Annotated in this window: 13 protein-coding genes and 1 pseudogene; 7 read left to right on the plus strand and 7 right to left on the minus strand. The window is 71.2% G+C overall.

The genetic code is table 11. The annotated features are described in order from the left end of the window. Positions 1–98 precede the first annotated feature (98 nt). A complete protein-coding gene (locus ACLQ28_RS02350; RefSeq protein WP_425684519.1) occupies positions 99–1,364 on the plus strand; it encodes an AGE family epimerase/isomerase in 1,266 nt (421 codons plus the stop codon). Further along, positions 1,361–2,314: a carbohydrate kinase family protein gene (locus ACLQ28_RS02355; protein ID WP_425684520.1), complete on the plus strand. Its 954-nt coding sequence runs from the start codon at positions 1,361–1,363 to the stop codon at positions 2,312–2,314. Before ACLQ28_RS02350 ends, ACLQ28_RS02355 begins: the two co-directional genes overlap by 4 nt. Positions 2,315–2,465: 151 nt before the next feature. On the opposite strand, the gene ACLQ28_RS02360 is transcribed toward ACLQ28_RS02355, so the two are convergent. The 3 genes from ACLQ28_RS02360 to ACLQ28_RS02370 all read right to left on the minus strand — a co-directional run bounded on the left by ACLQ28_RS02360 (position 2,466) and on the right by ACLQ28_RS02370 (position 6,061). Then, positions 2,466–3,449 carry a LacI family DNA-binding transcriptional regulator gene (locus tag ACLQ28_RS02360; RefSeq protein WP_425684759.1) on the minus strand — a complete coding sequence of 328 codons (984 nt, stop codon included), beginning with the start codon at positions 3,447–3,449 and terminating at the stop codon, positions 2,466–2,468. Between the two features lie 72 nt (positions 3,450–3,521). Then, a complete protein-coding gene (locus tag ACLQ28_RS02365) occupies positions 3,522–4,901 on the minus strand; it encodes an FAD-dependent oxidoreductase (RefSeq protein WP_425684521.1) in 1,380 nt (459 codons plus the stop codon). 23 nt (positions 4,902–4,924) lie between these two features. After that, positions 4,925–6,061, minus strand: coding sequence for a carboxylate-amine ligase (locus tag ACLQ28_RS02370; RefSeq protein ID WP_425684522.1), 1,137 nt, complete (start codon positions 6,059–6,061; stop codon positions 4,925–4,927). A 170-nt stretch (positions 6,062–6,231) separates the two neighbouring features. Here ACLQ28_RS02370 and ACLQ28_RS02375 point away from each other — a divergent pair, with 170 nt between their 5' ends. Together ACLQ28_RS02375 and ACLQ28_RS02380 are read left to right on the plus strand one after the other, a co-directional pair. Next, positions 6,232–6,525: a DUF6412 domain-containing protein gene (locus ACLQ28_RS02375; RefSeq protein WP_425684523.1), complete on the plus strand. Its 294-nt coding sequence runs from the start codon at positions 6,232–6,234 to the stop codon at positions 6,523–6,525. 101 nt (positions 6,526–6,626) lie between these two features. Further along, on the plus strand, positions 6,627–7,382 hold the full coding sequence (locus ACLQ28_RS02380) for a YidC/Oxa1 family membrane protein insertase (protein WP_425684524.1): 756 nt from the start codon (positions 6,627–6,629) through the stop codon (positions 7,380–7,382). A 6-nt stretch (positions 7,383–7,388) separates the two neighbouring features. Here the strand turns inward: ACLQ28_RS02380 and ACLQ28_RS02385 are convergent, their stop codons facing one another. Further along, the gene (locus ACLQ28_RS02385) at positions 7,389–8,060 is read right to left on the minus strand and encodes a DedA family protein (RefSeq protein WP_425684525.1); all 672 of its coding nucleotides are present in this window, start codon (positions 8,058–8,060) and stop codon (positions 7,389–7,391) included. Between the two features lie 71 nt (positions 8,061–8,131). Then, positions 8,132–8,746, minus strand: coding sequence for a DUF1349 domain-containing protein (locus tag ACLQ28_RS02390; protein WP_425684526.1), 615 nt, complete (start codon positions 8,744–8,746; stop codon positions 8,132–8,134). Between the two features lie 79 nt (positions 8,747–8,825). On the opposite strand from ACLQ28_RS02390, the gene ACLQ28_RS02395 reads away from it, so the two are divergent. Then, positions 8,826–10,478, plus strand: a complete 1,653-nt coding sequence (locus ACLQ28_RS02395) for an alpha-amylase family protein (RefSeq protein WP_425684527.1) — start codon at positions 8,826–8,828, stop codon at positions 10,476–10,478. A 43-nt stretch (positions 10,479–10,521) separates the two neighbouring features. After that, a complete protein-coding gene (fabG, locus tag ACLQ28_RS02400) occupies positions 10,522–11,280 on the plus strand; it encodes a 3-oxoacyl-ACP reductase FabG (protein WP_425684528.1) in 759 nt (252 codons plus the stop codon). On the opposite strand, the pseudogene ACLQ28_RS02405 reads toward fabG, so the two are convergent. Both ACLQ28_RS02405 and ACLQ28_RS02410 read right to left on the minus strand, forming a co-directional pair. Next, positions 11,253–11,750: pseudogene (locus ACLQ28_RS02405) on the minus strand (hypothetical protein). The gene fabG and the pseudogene ACLQ28_RS02405 sit on opposite strands and share 28 nt — an antisense overlap. Then, on the minus strand, positions 11,743–12,138 hold the full coding sequence (locus tag ACLQ28_RS02410; protein ID WP_425684529.1) for a hypothetical protein: 396 nt from the start codon (positions 12,136–12,138) through the stop codon (positions 11,743–11,745). The pseudogene ACLQ28_RS02405 and the gene ACLQ28_RS02410 overlap by 8 nt, the downstream one beginning before the upstream one ends. A gap of 733 nt (positions 12,139–12,871) precedes the next feature. Here ACLQ28_RS02410 and ACLQ28_RS02415 point away from each other — a divergent pair. After that, positions 12,872–13,774, plus strand: coding sequence for a Gfo/Idh/MocA family protein (locus tag ACLQ28_RS02415; protein WP_425684760.1), 903 nt, complete (start codon positions 12,872–12,874; stop codon positions 13,772–13,774). The last annotated feature ends 25 nt before the right edge of the window (positions 13,775–13,799 follow it).

Consider the following 13,799-nt stretch of genomic DNA (forward strand, 5'->3'; position numbering starts at 1 on the left):
GTGCGCGGCGTACCGTTGGCGGGTTTTCCGGCGCGGACCTGCTCCGTGCACTGATCCTGGCCGTATGTCCCTTTCCTACCCGACGGTGACCAGCTGAAATGACCGACGTGCCCCGCTCCGACGCTGAAACGACCCCGGCTCCGGCTGGGTCGCCCGACCTCCCCGATCTGGCCGAGTTCCTCGCCGACCAGACCCACACACTCCTCGATACGGCCCGCCGCTCGGTCCGGCCCGAGGGCGGCTTCTGGTGGCTGACCGACGACCGCACCCCGGACCGGGGCGAGGCGGTGCACACCTGGATCACCTGCCGGATGACCCACGTGGCCGCCCTTGCCCATCGCAACGGAGATCCGGACGCCGCCGCCCTGGTCGACCACGGAATCGCCGCGCTCAGGACACTGCTGCGCGACGACAAGTACGGCGGCTGGTTCGGCGCAGTGGACCAACAGGGCACGCCCGTCAACGACCGCAAGGCCGGCTACGACCACGCGTTCGTGCTGCTCGCCGCGTCCAGCGCCGTGCGCGCCGGACGGCCCGGCGCCGATGAGTTGCTCGCCGACGTCCAGGCCGTGGTGCGGGAGCGGTTCTGGGACGCCGACGCCGGCGCGGTCCGCGAATCGTGGAACCGCGACTGGACGGTCACCGAGGACTACCGCGGCGCGAACAGCAGCATGCACATGGTCGAGGCATTTCTCGCCGCTGCCGCCGCCACCGGCGACGCGAGCTGGACCGACCGGGCCCTGCAGATCGCCACTCACCTGGTGCACACCGAGGCCGCCCGGCACGACTGGCGGCTGCCCGAGCACTACACGGCCGACTGGACGCCCCTGCTCGACTACAACCGGGACCAGCCCGCTGACCCGTTCCGGCCGTACGGCTCGACGATGGGCCACTGGTTGGAGTGGGCTCGGCTGCTGCTGGAGCTGGAGGCAGTCCTGCCGCAGCCACCACGCTGGCTGCTCACCGACGCCCGTACCCTGTTCGCCGCCGCCGTGCGGCGCGGCTGGGCGGTCGACGGGGCCGACGGCTTCGTCTACACGATCGACTGGGACGACCGACCGGTCGTGCGCTCCCGGATGCACTGGGTGCTCGTCGAGGCCATCGGGGCAGCGGTCACCCTGCACCGTCGCACCGGGGAAGCGGTCTACGCCGACTGGTACCGGGTCTTCTGGGCGTACGCCCGCCGCTACCTGGTCGACGCCACCGGATGGCGGCACGAGCTGGACGTGCAGAACCTGCCCGCCGACTCGGTCTGGCACGGCCGGCCGGACGTTTATCACGCGTACCAGGCGGTGCTGCTTTCCCGTTCGGCTGACGGGCTCGGTGGCCCCGGCCCGCTCGCACCGGGCGAGGTGACCGCATGATCGTGGTCGCGGGTGAGGCGCTTATCGACCTGGTGGTCACCAGCGAAGGGGAGCGGGCCGTGCCGGGTGGCTCCCCGGCGAACGTGGCGGTCACCCTGGCCCGGCTCGACCAGCCGGTACGGCTGCTGGCCCGGATCGGCACCGACGAGTACGGCCGGCAGGTCGCCGAGCACCTGAGCGCCAACCGGGTGGACCTGGGGTGGGCGGTCCGTGCCGCGGAGCCCACCTCCGTGGCGGTGGCCACGTTGGACGCCACCGGGCAGGCCAGCTACGAGTTCCGGTTGGCCGGCGCAGCGGACTGGCAGTGGACGCCGCAGGAACTGCCCGAGCTGGCCGGGACCGCGGCGACCGCGCTGCACACCGGGTCCCTCGCGCTCGCACTGGCACCTGGCGCGCAGGTGCTGGAGGATCTGCTCGACCGTGAACGCCGCCGCGACGGCCGCACCATCTCGATCGACCTCAACCTGCGTCCGAGCATCGTCACGGACCGGGCGGCGGAGCAGGCGAGGGTACGCCGGCAGGTGCCCCTCGCGCACCTGCTCAAGGCCAGCGACGAGGATCTCGCCTGGCTCTACCCGGACCGGTCGGTGGCCGACGTGATGGCGGAGTGGCGCGAGGCTGGGGTGTCCTGCGCCGTGGTGACCCGGGGCGGGGACGGCGCGTGGCTGCTCGCCCCGGACGGGTCGCTCTACGAGGAACCGGCGGTACGCACGACCGTGGTCGACACCGTCGGCGCCGGCGACTCGTTCACCGGCGGCCTGCTGGCCGCGCTGGCCGACTTCGACGCGCTCGGTGAACGGCCGGCCGACCGGCTCGCCGCGGTGACCGAGCCGCAGTGGCGTGCGGTGCTCCGGCAGGCCGCGACGGTGGCGGCGCTGACCTGCGGCCGCCGAGGTGCCGACCCGCCCAACCGCGCCGAGCTAAAAGCCCTGCTAAACGCCGCGGGTTAAACCCCAGTCCCGCCCCAGCGCGGCACCCCGACCCGCGATCTTGCACTTTCTGTCGCGACAAAGAGCGCAATCTGCGCCAATCGTCGACACAAACTGCAAGATCGCGGGCGGCGGGCGGCGGGCGGCGGGCGGCGGGCCGCGGGGTTAGGGGTTACGGGGTTGCGGGGGTTAGGCCGCGACGCAGCAGGCTTGTTGGGAGCACGACGGTTGACGGTGGGGAGTCGTCGTCGCCGGCGATCCGCTGGAACAGGCGCTCTGTGGCGACCCTTGCCAGCTCCCGGGTGTCGTAGGCGACAACCGTCAGCGGCCGGGGCATCAGGTGGGCCAGTTCGAAATCGTCGAAACCGACAAGCGCGGCGTCACTGCCCCGCCGGTGCAACTCCTGGAGCGCGCCGACGGTGAGCCGGTTGTTCGCGCAGAAGAAGGCGGTGGGCGGGTCCGGTAGGTCAAGCAGCGCGGCGACCGCCCGTCCGGCCTCCTCGGGAGCGATGAGCCGGTCACGCACCAGCGATTCGTCCGGCTCGACCCCGGCCGCAGCCAGTGCCGCCCGAGCCCCGGCCAGCCGCTCACGGATGGTGGGCACGCTCGGCGCGCCGAGCAGGAGACCCACCCGTCGGTGCCCCTCGTCGAGCAGCGCGCTGACCCCAGCGTGGCTGCCGCCCCGGTTGTCCAAGAGCACGGCATCGGCTTGCAGCCCCTGTGGCGGCCGGTCCAGGAACACCACCGGCATGCCCAGCTCAACCTCGCGGCGCAGGAACGAGTGGTCGAGGCCCGCCGGCACCACCAGCAGCCCGTCGACCCGGCGCTGGGTGAAATCCTGAAGCACGGCGCGTTCCCGCTCCGGATCCTCCTCCGACGATGCGGTGATCAGCATGGTGCCGTGGGCGGCTGCGATCTCGGCGGCAACGCTCGCGATGGTCGCGTAGAACGGGTTGGCGATCTCCTCGATGAGCAACCCGACCGTGGCGTTGAGCTGCCGGGACCGCAGATTACGAGCGATGTCGTTGCGCCGAAAGCCCAACTCGGCGATGGCGGCCAACACCCGGCCGACCAACTCCTGCCCCACCGGCTCGTCGTTGACCACTCGGGAGACCGTCTTCAAACTGACGCCGGCGTGCCGGGCCACGTCGACCATCGTCGGGCGCCGACGCACCGTCGGCCGGGTCGGGGTCTGGGTCACGAGGTGGTCCTCCACGGCGGGCACCGGTCAGCGGTCGAGGGCGGCGAGCGCGTCTACCGCTTTTCGGGCGGCGACGAGCACCGGATCCCATACCGGCGCGTACGGCGGAGCGTAGCCCAGGTCGAGCGACGTCATATCGTCCACCGTCATGCCGTTCCAGAGCGCTACGGCCAACGTGTCGATCCGTTTGGCCGCTTCGGACCAACCGACGATCTGCGCACCGAGCAACCGGCCGCTGGGCCGCTCGGCAATCAACTTGACTGTCATCGGCCGGGCACCGGGGTAGTAGCCGGCCCGGTTGGTCGACTCGGCGACCACCGAGATGAAGTCGAACCCGGCCAGGGTGGCCTCCCGCTCCCGCAGGCCCGTCCGACCCACCTCCAGGTCGCAGACCTTGGTCACGGCCGTGCCGATCACGCCGGCGAAGGTGGCGTACCCGCCGCCGATGTTGATTCCGGCTGCGCGGCCCTGCTTGTTGGCGTGCGTGCCCAGCGGCACGTGCACCGGCATTCCGCTGACCCGATGCAGCGTCTCCACGCAGTCGCCGGCCGCCCAGATGCCGGGCAGCCCGGGCACCCGCATTCGGCGGTCCACCCGGATCCCACCGGTCGGCCCGATCGGAAACCCGGCAGCCTCGGCGAGCGCGGTGTTCGGGCGTACTCCCAGACCCAGGACCACGACGTCGGTCGGCATCGGCCCCTCGGCCGTGACCACCGCGGACACCCGGCCGTCCCGCTGCTCCAGGCCGGTCACCGGCAGGCCGGTGCGGATCGTGACACCCAGGCCGCGCATCGCGTCGGCGACCAGCTCGGCCATGTCGCCGTCGACCGTCGCCATGGGCTGAGCGCCGGCCTCGACCAGGGTGACCGACAGGCCACGTTGGATCAGCGCCTCGGCGAGCTCGACCCCGATGTACCCGCCACCGACCACCACGGCCCGGCGCGGCTGCGGCTCAGCCTCCAACCAGTCGCGCAGCGCCGCCCCGTCGTCGAGCGTCTGCATGCCGAACACACCGCTCGCGTCCGTGTCCGCCCAGTTTGGCTTCACGGGCACCGCACCGGCGGCGTACATCAGGTCGTCGAAGCGCTCGCGGACCTCGACCCCGCCCGCCAGGTCCCGGGCGACCACCTCCCGGCGGTCCAGGTCGATGGCCGTGACCTCGTGTCGCATCCGTACGTCCATGGCGTACTTCGTGCGGAACGTCTCCGGGTCCCGGGCGATCAGCTCCTCCGGGCCGGACACCAGCCCACTGATCCAGTACGGGATGCCGCACGCCGAGTAGGAGGTGAAGTGGCCTCGCTCGAAGACCACGATCTCCAGGTCGTCACGGTCGCGGCGGCGTCGAGCCTGGGACGCCGTCGACATGCCGGCGGCGTCCCCGCCGATGACGATCAGCCGTTGCGCCACGGGTTCATCCTGTCACGCGGTGATCAGTCACGGGTCTGTCGTGCGACGTCCTGCACCACGTCGGTGAGCCGGCCGGTGCGGGCGTACACCGCGCGCTGCCGGGCCGCACCGCTGCCGTGCCGGCGCAACCCGCCCAGCAGGTCGGTCACCTCGGCCCAGTCGCCGTGCTGCTCCAGCGCCGGCCGCAGCCGATCCACGAACCTGTCCAGAAGCTCCCAGGCCGGGCGCAGCTCGCCGGTTGTGACGTCGACGGCTTCACCCTCCAGGCCGTCGTGTGCGGCCCTCCAGTGCGCGCCGACCAGCAGGTGGTGGTCGGTCAGCAACGCCGGCCGGCCGGCCTCGACATCCGTCATGGCGGTGGCCACCAGGGCCCGGACCAGCGCGGCGACCAGCACCGCGTCGTCCACCGAGGGGCAGACGTCACCGATCCGCAGCTCCACCGTCGGATACTTCGCCGACAGGCGGGCGTACCAGTAGAGCATCCCCTCGTCGAGCATCACCCCGCTGGCGATCAACTGGCGGATCAGTCGCTGGTAGTGCTCGTGCGACTCCAGCCACGGCGTCGGCGCCACCGACGGCCAACGCTCCCACTCCACCGAGCGCCAACTGGCGTAGCCGGTGTCCTCACCTCGGGCGAACGGGGAGTTGGTCGTCATCGCGTGCAGCAGCGGCAGCCAGGGCCGTACGTGGTTGAGCACCTGCACGCCGGTCTCCGGGTCGGGCACGCCCACGTGCACGTGCATGCCGTTGTTGCCGGGCCCGGGAACGAGCAGCCGGAATCGCTCGATCATCCGGTCGAAGCGTGGCTTGTCGACCACCGGCGGCACCGGGCCGTCCACCGGGCCGGTGCCGATGGCGAGCAGGCGTACGCCTGCCCGCTCGGAGGCGTCGGCGAGCGCGCGCCGCAGCACACCGAGTGAGTGCCGGATCGACGAGAGTTCCAGGCCGGGCGGACTGCCGATCTCGATCTGACTGGTTTGGAACTCGCGCTCCACCTGCCCGCGCAGCTCGGCCGGAACCTGCTCCATGACCAGGTCGACGGCCGGGACCGCGGCCCCGGTGTGCGGGTCGACGAGCAGGAACTCCTCCTCGACACCCACGGTGAGCAACCTGGTCGCCCCAGCCGTCTCGCTGGGCGCCTCCGCCACCTGGCCGGTCATGGAAACCACCGTCCGTTCCTACCGTTCGCGGTCCGTCCGCGTTGGTCCGCCGTTGGTTACCCAACGTGGCGACACCGGGAAACGTGGCGGCACATGGTCTTAGTCGTGCCGACCAGGTAGGGCCGTTCGATTCGGCCTGGCGGCGTGACAACGGGTCCTATGCTGAGCCCGTGCCGGTGCCGCTGGGATTCCTACAGGTCGCGTGGATCTACGCGTTCGCCCAGCTCACCCTGCTTGCGGGCCGACCGGTCGACCTGCTCACGGGCGCCGCGCTGACCGCCCTGGTGTTGCTCGCCGTGGTGCTGGCGGCGCGGGTGCTCAGCCGCTCGGGTGCGCCCGGAGCCGAGCCGCGTTGGGCCGGGTTGCGAGCCCGGTCCCGTGGTCGGCGAATGCCCCGGCAGATCGACCCGGACGCCGCCGGTCGACCTCGTCCCCGAGCTCCCGGACACCCCTCGGCCGCGTAGCGCCACGCCGCCGCGCGGCCGATCCCGCCGTCATCGGCCCCCCTGTTGAGCGGATACCGCCCGGGGAGGGGCCTCACCGGAATCGGACCGAGGGGTCTCCCATGCTTGCCTTCGCACCACTGCACGGCGCTGTCGGCACTGCCGGCACCGCACTGTCCTGGCTCACCGAACTGCTCGAACCAGTTGCCGGTGGCATGGCGACCGCCGCCGCCATCGTGCTCTTCACCGTCGCCGTCCGACTGCTGATCTCGCCGCTCACCGTCGCGCAGGTCCGCGGCGAGCGACGCCGCGCGGCGCTCGCCCCACAGGTGCGTGACCTCCAGCAGCGGTACGCCGACGACCCGGCGACGCTTCAGCGCGAGGTGTTCGCCTTGTACCGGACCGCTGGCGCCAACCCGATCGCCGGCTGCCTGCCGGTGCTGCTCCAAGCACCGTTCCTGCTGGTCCTCTACCGGCTGTTCACCACGAACGAGGGCGGCACGGGGCTGCTGGACGAGCGACTTGCCGGGGTCCCGCTGGGCCACCACCTCAGCGACGGGGTGGCGGGGGCGGCCGGCCCGCTCTTCGCCGTGCTGCTGGCCGTGCTGCTGGCGGTGGCGTGGTGGTCGTCGCGGCGGGCCCGCCGGGCGTCGGCGGCCGTCGGCACGGTGGCCGGTACGCCCACCGAAGGGCCGGGCGCGGCAGTGCTCGGCCGGCTGCTGCCCCTGCTGCCGTTCACGACGGTGCTGGTGGCGCTGGTGCTGCCGCTCGCCGCAGTGATCTACCTGGTGACCACGAGCACGTGGTCGGCGATCGAGCAGGCGGTGCTTCGCCGACCGCAGGCGGTGCCACCGCGCCCTCTGGACAGAAAGGTCTAGCGCGGTTCAGCGACCGGCGGTCACCGACCGCCGGTCGTCGCGCTCGCGACGTCGGCGGACCTTACGGATCGTCCAAGTGGCGGCCATGACGACGAAGATCGCGACGATCGCGTAGTTGAACCAGTCGCTGTAGCGGGCCACGTCCTGCCACTGGCTGCCGAGCGCGTAGCCGGCCCCGACGATGAGACCGTTCCACACCCCGCTGCCGATGGTGGTGAGCAGGATGAACTCGCCCAGCGGCATCCGGTTGGCCCCGGCCGGCACGGAGACCAGACTGCGGACCACCGGCACCACCCGGCCGATCAGCACCGCCCACCGGCCGTGCCGCTCGAACCAGCGGTCGGCCTTCTCCAGGTCTTCGCTGTCCACCAACGGGATGCGGTCCAGCCAACGTTTGAGCCGCTCCTCACCCAGCGCCGCGCCGAGCCAGTAGAGCACCAACGCGCCGACCAGCGAGCCGGCCGTCGCGGCCAGCACCACGACCACCACGTTGAACTGGCCCTCGTGAGCCAGGAAGCCGGCGAGCGCCAGCACGATCTCACTGGGGATCGGCGGGACGATGCTCTCCAGTGCCACCAGCAGCGCCACGCCGACCGGGCCCATCGTCTCGATCACGGTGGCCACCCAACCGGTCAACCCGGTGAACTCGGACGGGTCGCCAGTCTGGGCGTACGCCATGGTCGTCCTTCCGTTTCGGCTGTCGGGGATCGGAGGGTCATACCCACTGACGTCCTGCCGACACCTGCCGATCAGTGCTCCGGGTGCAGCGCGGTGTCCGCCGGTCCCCGCCGCCAGCCGGTGAACACCACGGTCAGGCCGGCGCGGGACGGCGTGCAGCAGAACGGGCCGGCCATCGCCACTGCGGCCGGGTCGAGCGGGGCGAGCCGAACCAGTCGCCACGGCTCGTCGTCGGCCCTGGCGCGGACGGTCAGCGCGTCGCCGGCTCGGCTGACCCGGACGGTCACCTCCCGGCCGGCCCATTGCGGCACCGGCGCCACCGACCAGTCGGAGAACTCCCGGGTCACCACCGCGCCGAGCTGCGACTCCCCGTCGCTCATCTCGACGCCGGCCTTGGTCCAGGTCCGTTCGTCGACGCGGACGAGGGCACCGGCCTGGTCGAACTGTGCCGAGAAGTCGAGCCGGAAACTCACCTCCATGGCGGTGCCGACCGGCAGCGGTGCCAGCAGAGCATGGCCGTTGTCGTGGACGAAGCCGTAGCTGGTCCGCTGCCAGAAGTCGGTCTCCGCGGCCGGTTCGACGACAAGTTCACCGGCCGGGCCCTCCTCGACGCGTACCGGCGGGTGCAGCCAACTGCCCGCAGACCAGTCCAACGGTTCGCTCGGCGGTACGAGATCGGTCTCCATGACGGGCACGGTAACCAACCGGGGGCGACCGCAGCCGGACGGGTTTGCCGCGATGATCGTTCGGAGAAGTCCTTTCCGCATGGGTGACCGTTGGTATTCCGAAGCCGTCGTCTACTGCCTCGACATCGACACGTACGCCGACTCGGACGGCGACGGGGTCGGTGACATCCGTGGGTTGATCGGGAGGCTGGATTACCTGGCCCGGCTCGGGGTGACCTGCCTGTGGCTGCACCCGATCCACCCGTCGCCCAACCGTGACGACGGTTACGACGCCACCGACTTCTACAACGTGGACCCGCGCTTCGGCACCCTGGGCGACTTCGCCGAGTTGCTGCACCAGGCCGAGAACCGGGGCATCCGCGTGATCATCGACCTGGTGGTCAACCACACCTCCGACGAGCACCCGTGGTTCCAGTCCGCCCGTTCCTCTCCGGACTCTCCGTACCGGGACTGGTTCGTCTGGTCCGACACCGAGCCGGACGACCGGCACCAGGGGATGGTCTTCCCCGGTGAGCAGAACGAGACCTGGAGCTACGACCGGACGGCCAAGGCGTGGTTCTACCACCGGTTCTACAAGTTCCAGCCGGATCTCAACTTCGCCAACCCGCAGGTCCGGGCGGAGATCAAGAAGATCATGTCGTTCTGGCTCCAGCTTGGCGTCTCCGGCTTCCGGATGGACGCGGTGCCGTTCATCATCGAGCTGACCGAGCCGGGCAACCCGAACTCTCCGAAGGACTTCGAGTTCCTCACCGAGATGCGCCAGCACGTGCAGTGGCGGCGCGGCGACGCCGTTCTGCTGGCCGAGGCGAACGTCGAGCCGGACCAGCTGCCGACGTTCTTCGGCGACGCCAGTGGATCCGGCAACAGGATCCACATGCTCTTCGACTTCATGCTCAACGGTCGGCTCATGCTCGCCCTGGCCCGGCAGGACCCGGAGTCGCTGATCGAGGCGTTGCGGGACACCCCGAAGTTGCCCGTCGGCGGGCAGTGGGCCACCTTCCTGCGAAACCACGATGAGATCGACCTGTCCCGGCTGACCACCGAACAACGCAACCAGGTGTACGCGGAGTTCGGCCCGGACGAGACCATGCGCATCTACGACCGGGGCATCCGTCGCAGGCTCGCCCCGATGCTCGGTAACGACCGGCGGCGCATCGAGCTGGCGTACGCCCTGCAGTTCTCGATGCGCGGCACGCCGGTGCTGCGCTACGGCGAGGAGATCGGGATGGGCGAGGATCTGTCGCTCCCCGGCCGGGAGGCGATCCGTACCCCGATGCAGTGGTCATACCAGCCGAATGCCGGCTTCTCCACGGCGGAGGAGGAGAAGCTGGTCCGCCCGGTGATCGACAAGGGTGAGTTCGGCTACCAGGCGGTCAACGTCACCGCCCAACGTGGTGACCCGAAGTCGTTGCTCGCCTGGTTCGAGCGCATGATCCGCACGCTGCGCGAGGCCCCGGAGATCGGCTCTGGCTCGACCACCCACATCGACGTGGCGATGCCGGCCGGAGTGCTCGCCCACCGGGCGGACGGGCCGACCGGCACCATGGTGTTCCTGCACAACCTGGGCACCGACGACGTCGAGGTGGACCTCAGCACCCTTGAGCCGGAGGCCGACCTGCCGATCGACGTGCTCGCCGACCGTGGCTACGGCGAGCTGGGCAAGCTCGGCGCGGTGAAGGTTTCCGGGCACGGATACCGGTGGATTCGCCTATGCCGGGGTCGGGGGTTCTGACGTTAAGCTCCTCCGATCGACCCCACGTTACCGGGAGGTAATCATGTCGGAGGAGCCCCGCGTCGCCATCGTCACCGGAGCCGCACGCGGTATCGGCGCGGCCACCGCCCGACGGCTCGCCGCCGACGGGATGGTCGTCGCCGTGGTCGACATCGAGGAAGCGGCGACCAAGGAGACGGTGGACGCCATCGCCGGCGCCGGTGGCCGGGCGCTCGGTGTGGGTGCCGACGTCTCCGACCGGGATCAGGTCGAGGCGGCGGTGGCCCGTGTCGCCGCTGAACTGGGCGCGCCCACTGTGCTGATCAACAACGCCGGCGTGCTCCGCGACAACCTGCTGTTCAAGATGACCAACGCCGACTGGGACACGGTGATGGGGGTGCACCTGCGCGGCGCGTTCCTGTTCAGCCAGGCCGCTCAGAAGCACATGGTGGACCGCAAGTGGGGGCGGATCGTCAACCTCTCCAGCACCTCTGCCCTGGGCAACCGCGGCCAGGCGAACTACGCCGCCGCCAAGGCTGGTCTGCAGGGCTTCACCAAGACGCTCGCCATCGAGTTGGGGCCGTTCGGGGTGACCGTCAACGCGGTCGCACCCGGCTTCATCGTCACCGACATGACGGCGGCCACCGCGGCGCGCATGAAGGTCGACTTCGACGACTTCCAGAAGCACGCCGCAGCCGAGATCCCGGTGCGTCGCCCGGGGCGGCCGGAGGACGTCGCGCACACCATCTCGTTCCTGACCAGCGAGGGTGCCGGTTTCGTCTCCGGGCAGGTCATCTACGTCGCTGGCGGCCCACGGGACTGACTCGCACACCGGCGAGGGCGCTCCTTCGAGGAAGGGACGCCCTCGTCGCTGGGTCAGGCGGGGGCGCGGCGGGTGCGCCAGAGCCAGATCAGGCCGAGCACCGGCAGCACCAGTGGGATGTAGCCGTACCCGCTGCCGAACTGCGACCAGACCGTCTCGTCCGGGAAGAGCTCCTTGTCGACCACGCTCAGGATGCCGACCACCACCACCCCGACCAGCTCCACGGAGCAGCACGCCAGCGCGACCCGTCGGCCGGTGTGCCCGGCGCGGGCCAACCCCACCGCCGCCACGATGTAGATGAGAGCGGCCAGCCCGGACAACAGGTACGCCACCGGCGCCTCGTCGAACCGGGTGGCGATCTGCAGGCCAGCCCGGCTGGTCGCCGCGATGGCGAAGAGCAGGTAGACCGCGATCAGCAACCGGCCCGGGCCGGCGTTCGTGGCACGTACGGCCGGTCGTGTCTCAACCACCGAGCACCTCCCAGGTCTGCTGCAACCGGAGCACCACCACCGGGGCCACCAGGCAGACCGCACAGACGATCGCCGAACCCCAACGGGTCGGCTCCATCCGGGCCAGCACCCAGGCCAGCGGTGGCAGGCACACAAGCGTGACCAGGTAGCCGAAGAAGGCGCCGGGCTCACCGGGCCGGTCCCCGCCGCCGACCGCGACCAGGGCCAGCACGCTCAACACGAGCAGCGCGAGTTCGAGGAGGCCCAGGCCGATGAACTGCACCCGGTCCGGCGGCCGGTGGCGTACCGCTGCCACCAGCGCCCACACCGCGACGAGCAGCGACAGCACGATCGATGCCGTCGCCAGGACCCCGTCCACCGGCGAGTTCGCCGCCGCCGCGCTGGTCATCGGCCCCACCTGGTCGTTGCCTCGGTCACCGGCACAGCCTACTAACCGTCGTAGTAAACAGCTGACCCCGCCTCGGTGCCCCCGCCTCGGTGCCCCCGCCTCGGTGCCCCCGCCTCGGTGCCCCCGCCTCGGTGCCCCCGCCTCGACACCCCGCCGCGTGCCACCGTCGGTGGCTCCGCCGCTCGCTGTAGAGCTGCCCCACGAGTGGGGCGCGTCCGGGACCATGCGTGGGGCCCGGTGAGCGAGGGCGGGTGCGGGATCGCGCCTGGCTCGGTGGGTGGGGCGTCGGGCCCGGGACCGTGCGTGGCGTTCTGTGGGCGGGGGGCTGGGACCGTGCGTGGCGTTCCGTAGCTGGGGCGAGTCGGGGATCGGGCGTGGGGCGCCCGGTGGGTGGGGCGGGTCGGGACCGTGCGTGGGGCCGGGTGAGTGGCCGGGTCGGGGATCGTGCGTGACGTCTCGTGAGTGGGGCGGGTCCGTGCGTGGCGTGTCGTGGGCGGAGCCGGGCCGAGGATCGTGCGTGGGGCCGGGTGAGTGGTCGGGTCGGGGATCGTGCGTGGCGCCCCATATCTGGGGCAGCTCTACAGGCACTGGCCGTACCATGTCGCGCCCGAGCGGCACGGGACGTGAGCTGCTTCGGTTGGTCGACCCGCCGCCGGTGCCCCTGGTGCGGCGACTAGCGTGGATCACGTCCGCGGCGTTGTCGCGGCGGGGGGAAATGGTGGAGGTACACGTGCTGCGGTTCGGCTTGTTCGGCACCGGTCACTGGGCGATCGAGACACACGGCAAGGCGCTGCACGCGCACCCGGACGCGCAGTTGGTCGGGGTGTGGGGGCGTAACCCGGAGCGGGCCTCCGTGCTGGCTGAGCTGTACGGGGTACCCGCCTTCGCCGACGTCGACGCGCTGATCGAGGAGTGCGAAGCGGTCGCCGTCGCCCTGCCGCCGGACATTCAGGCTGACATCGCGGTCCGGGCGGCCGCCGCCGGCCGGCACCTGCTGCTGGACAAGCCGCTGGCGCTCAGTGTGGCCGACGCCGATCGGGTTGTGGCAGCCGTCGAGGAGTCCGGGGTCGCCTCGGTCGTCTTCTTCACCCAGCGGTTCCAGCCGAACGTCACCGCGTTCCTCGCCTCCACCGCTGCCGCCGGGGGTTGGCAGCACGGTCGGACCACCGCGTTCGCCTCGATCTTCCAGGACGGCAGCCCGTATGGCGGTTCGCTGTGGCGTCGGGAGCACGGCGCACTCTGGGACATCGCCCCGCATGCGCTCTCCATCCTCTTGCCGGTGCTGGGTCGGGTGACCCAGGTGGCGGCGATGGACGGGCCGAGCGGGATGGTGCACCTGCTGCTCACCCACGAGGGCGGTGCCACAAGCAGCGCCTCGCTCTCCCTGGACGCCCCGACGGAGTCGATGGCCCGGGAATTCGTGTTCTACGGCGAGAACGGCATCGAAACCGTCCCGTTCGGCGAGAACGACGCCGCCACCGCGTTCGGCGTCGCGATCGACCAACTCGTCGAGCAGGTGCAGGCCGGCACCCGGGATCACCGCTGCGACGTGCGCTTCGGCCGCGAGGTCGTCGGCATCCTCGCCGCCGCCGAAACCGCCCGCACCGAATCCCGCACAGTCGTCGTCCCTGCCTGACGGCAGCAGGGGAGGAGCCCCTGTG

The sequence above is a fragment of the Micromonospora sp. DT201 genome, assembly GCF_049841575.1.
Lineage (GTDB): Bacteria > Actinomycetota > Actinomycetes > Mycobacteriales > Micromonosporaceae > Micromonospora.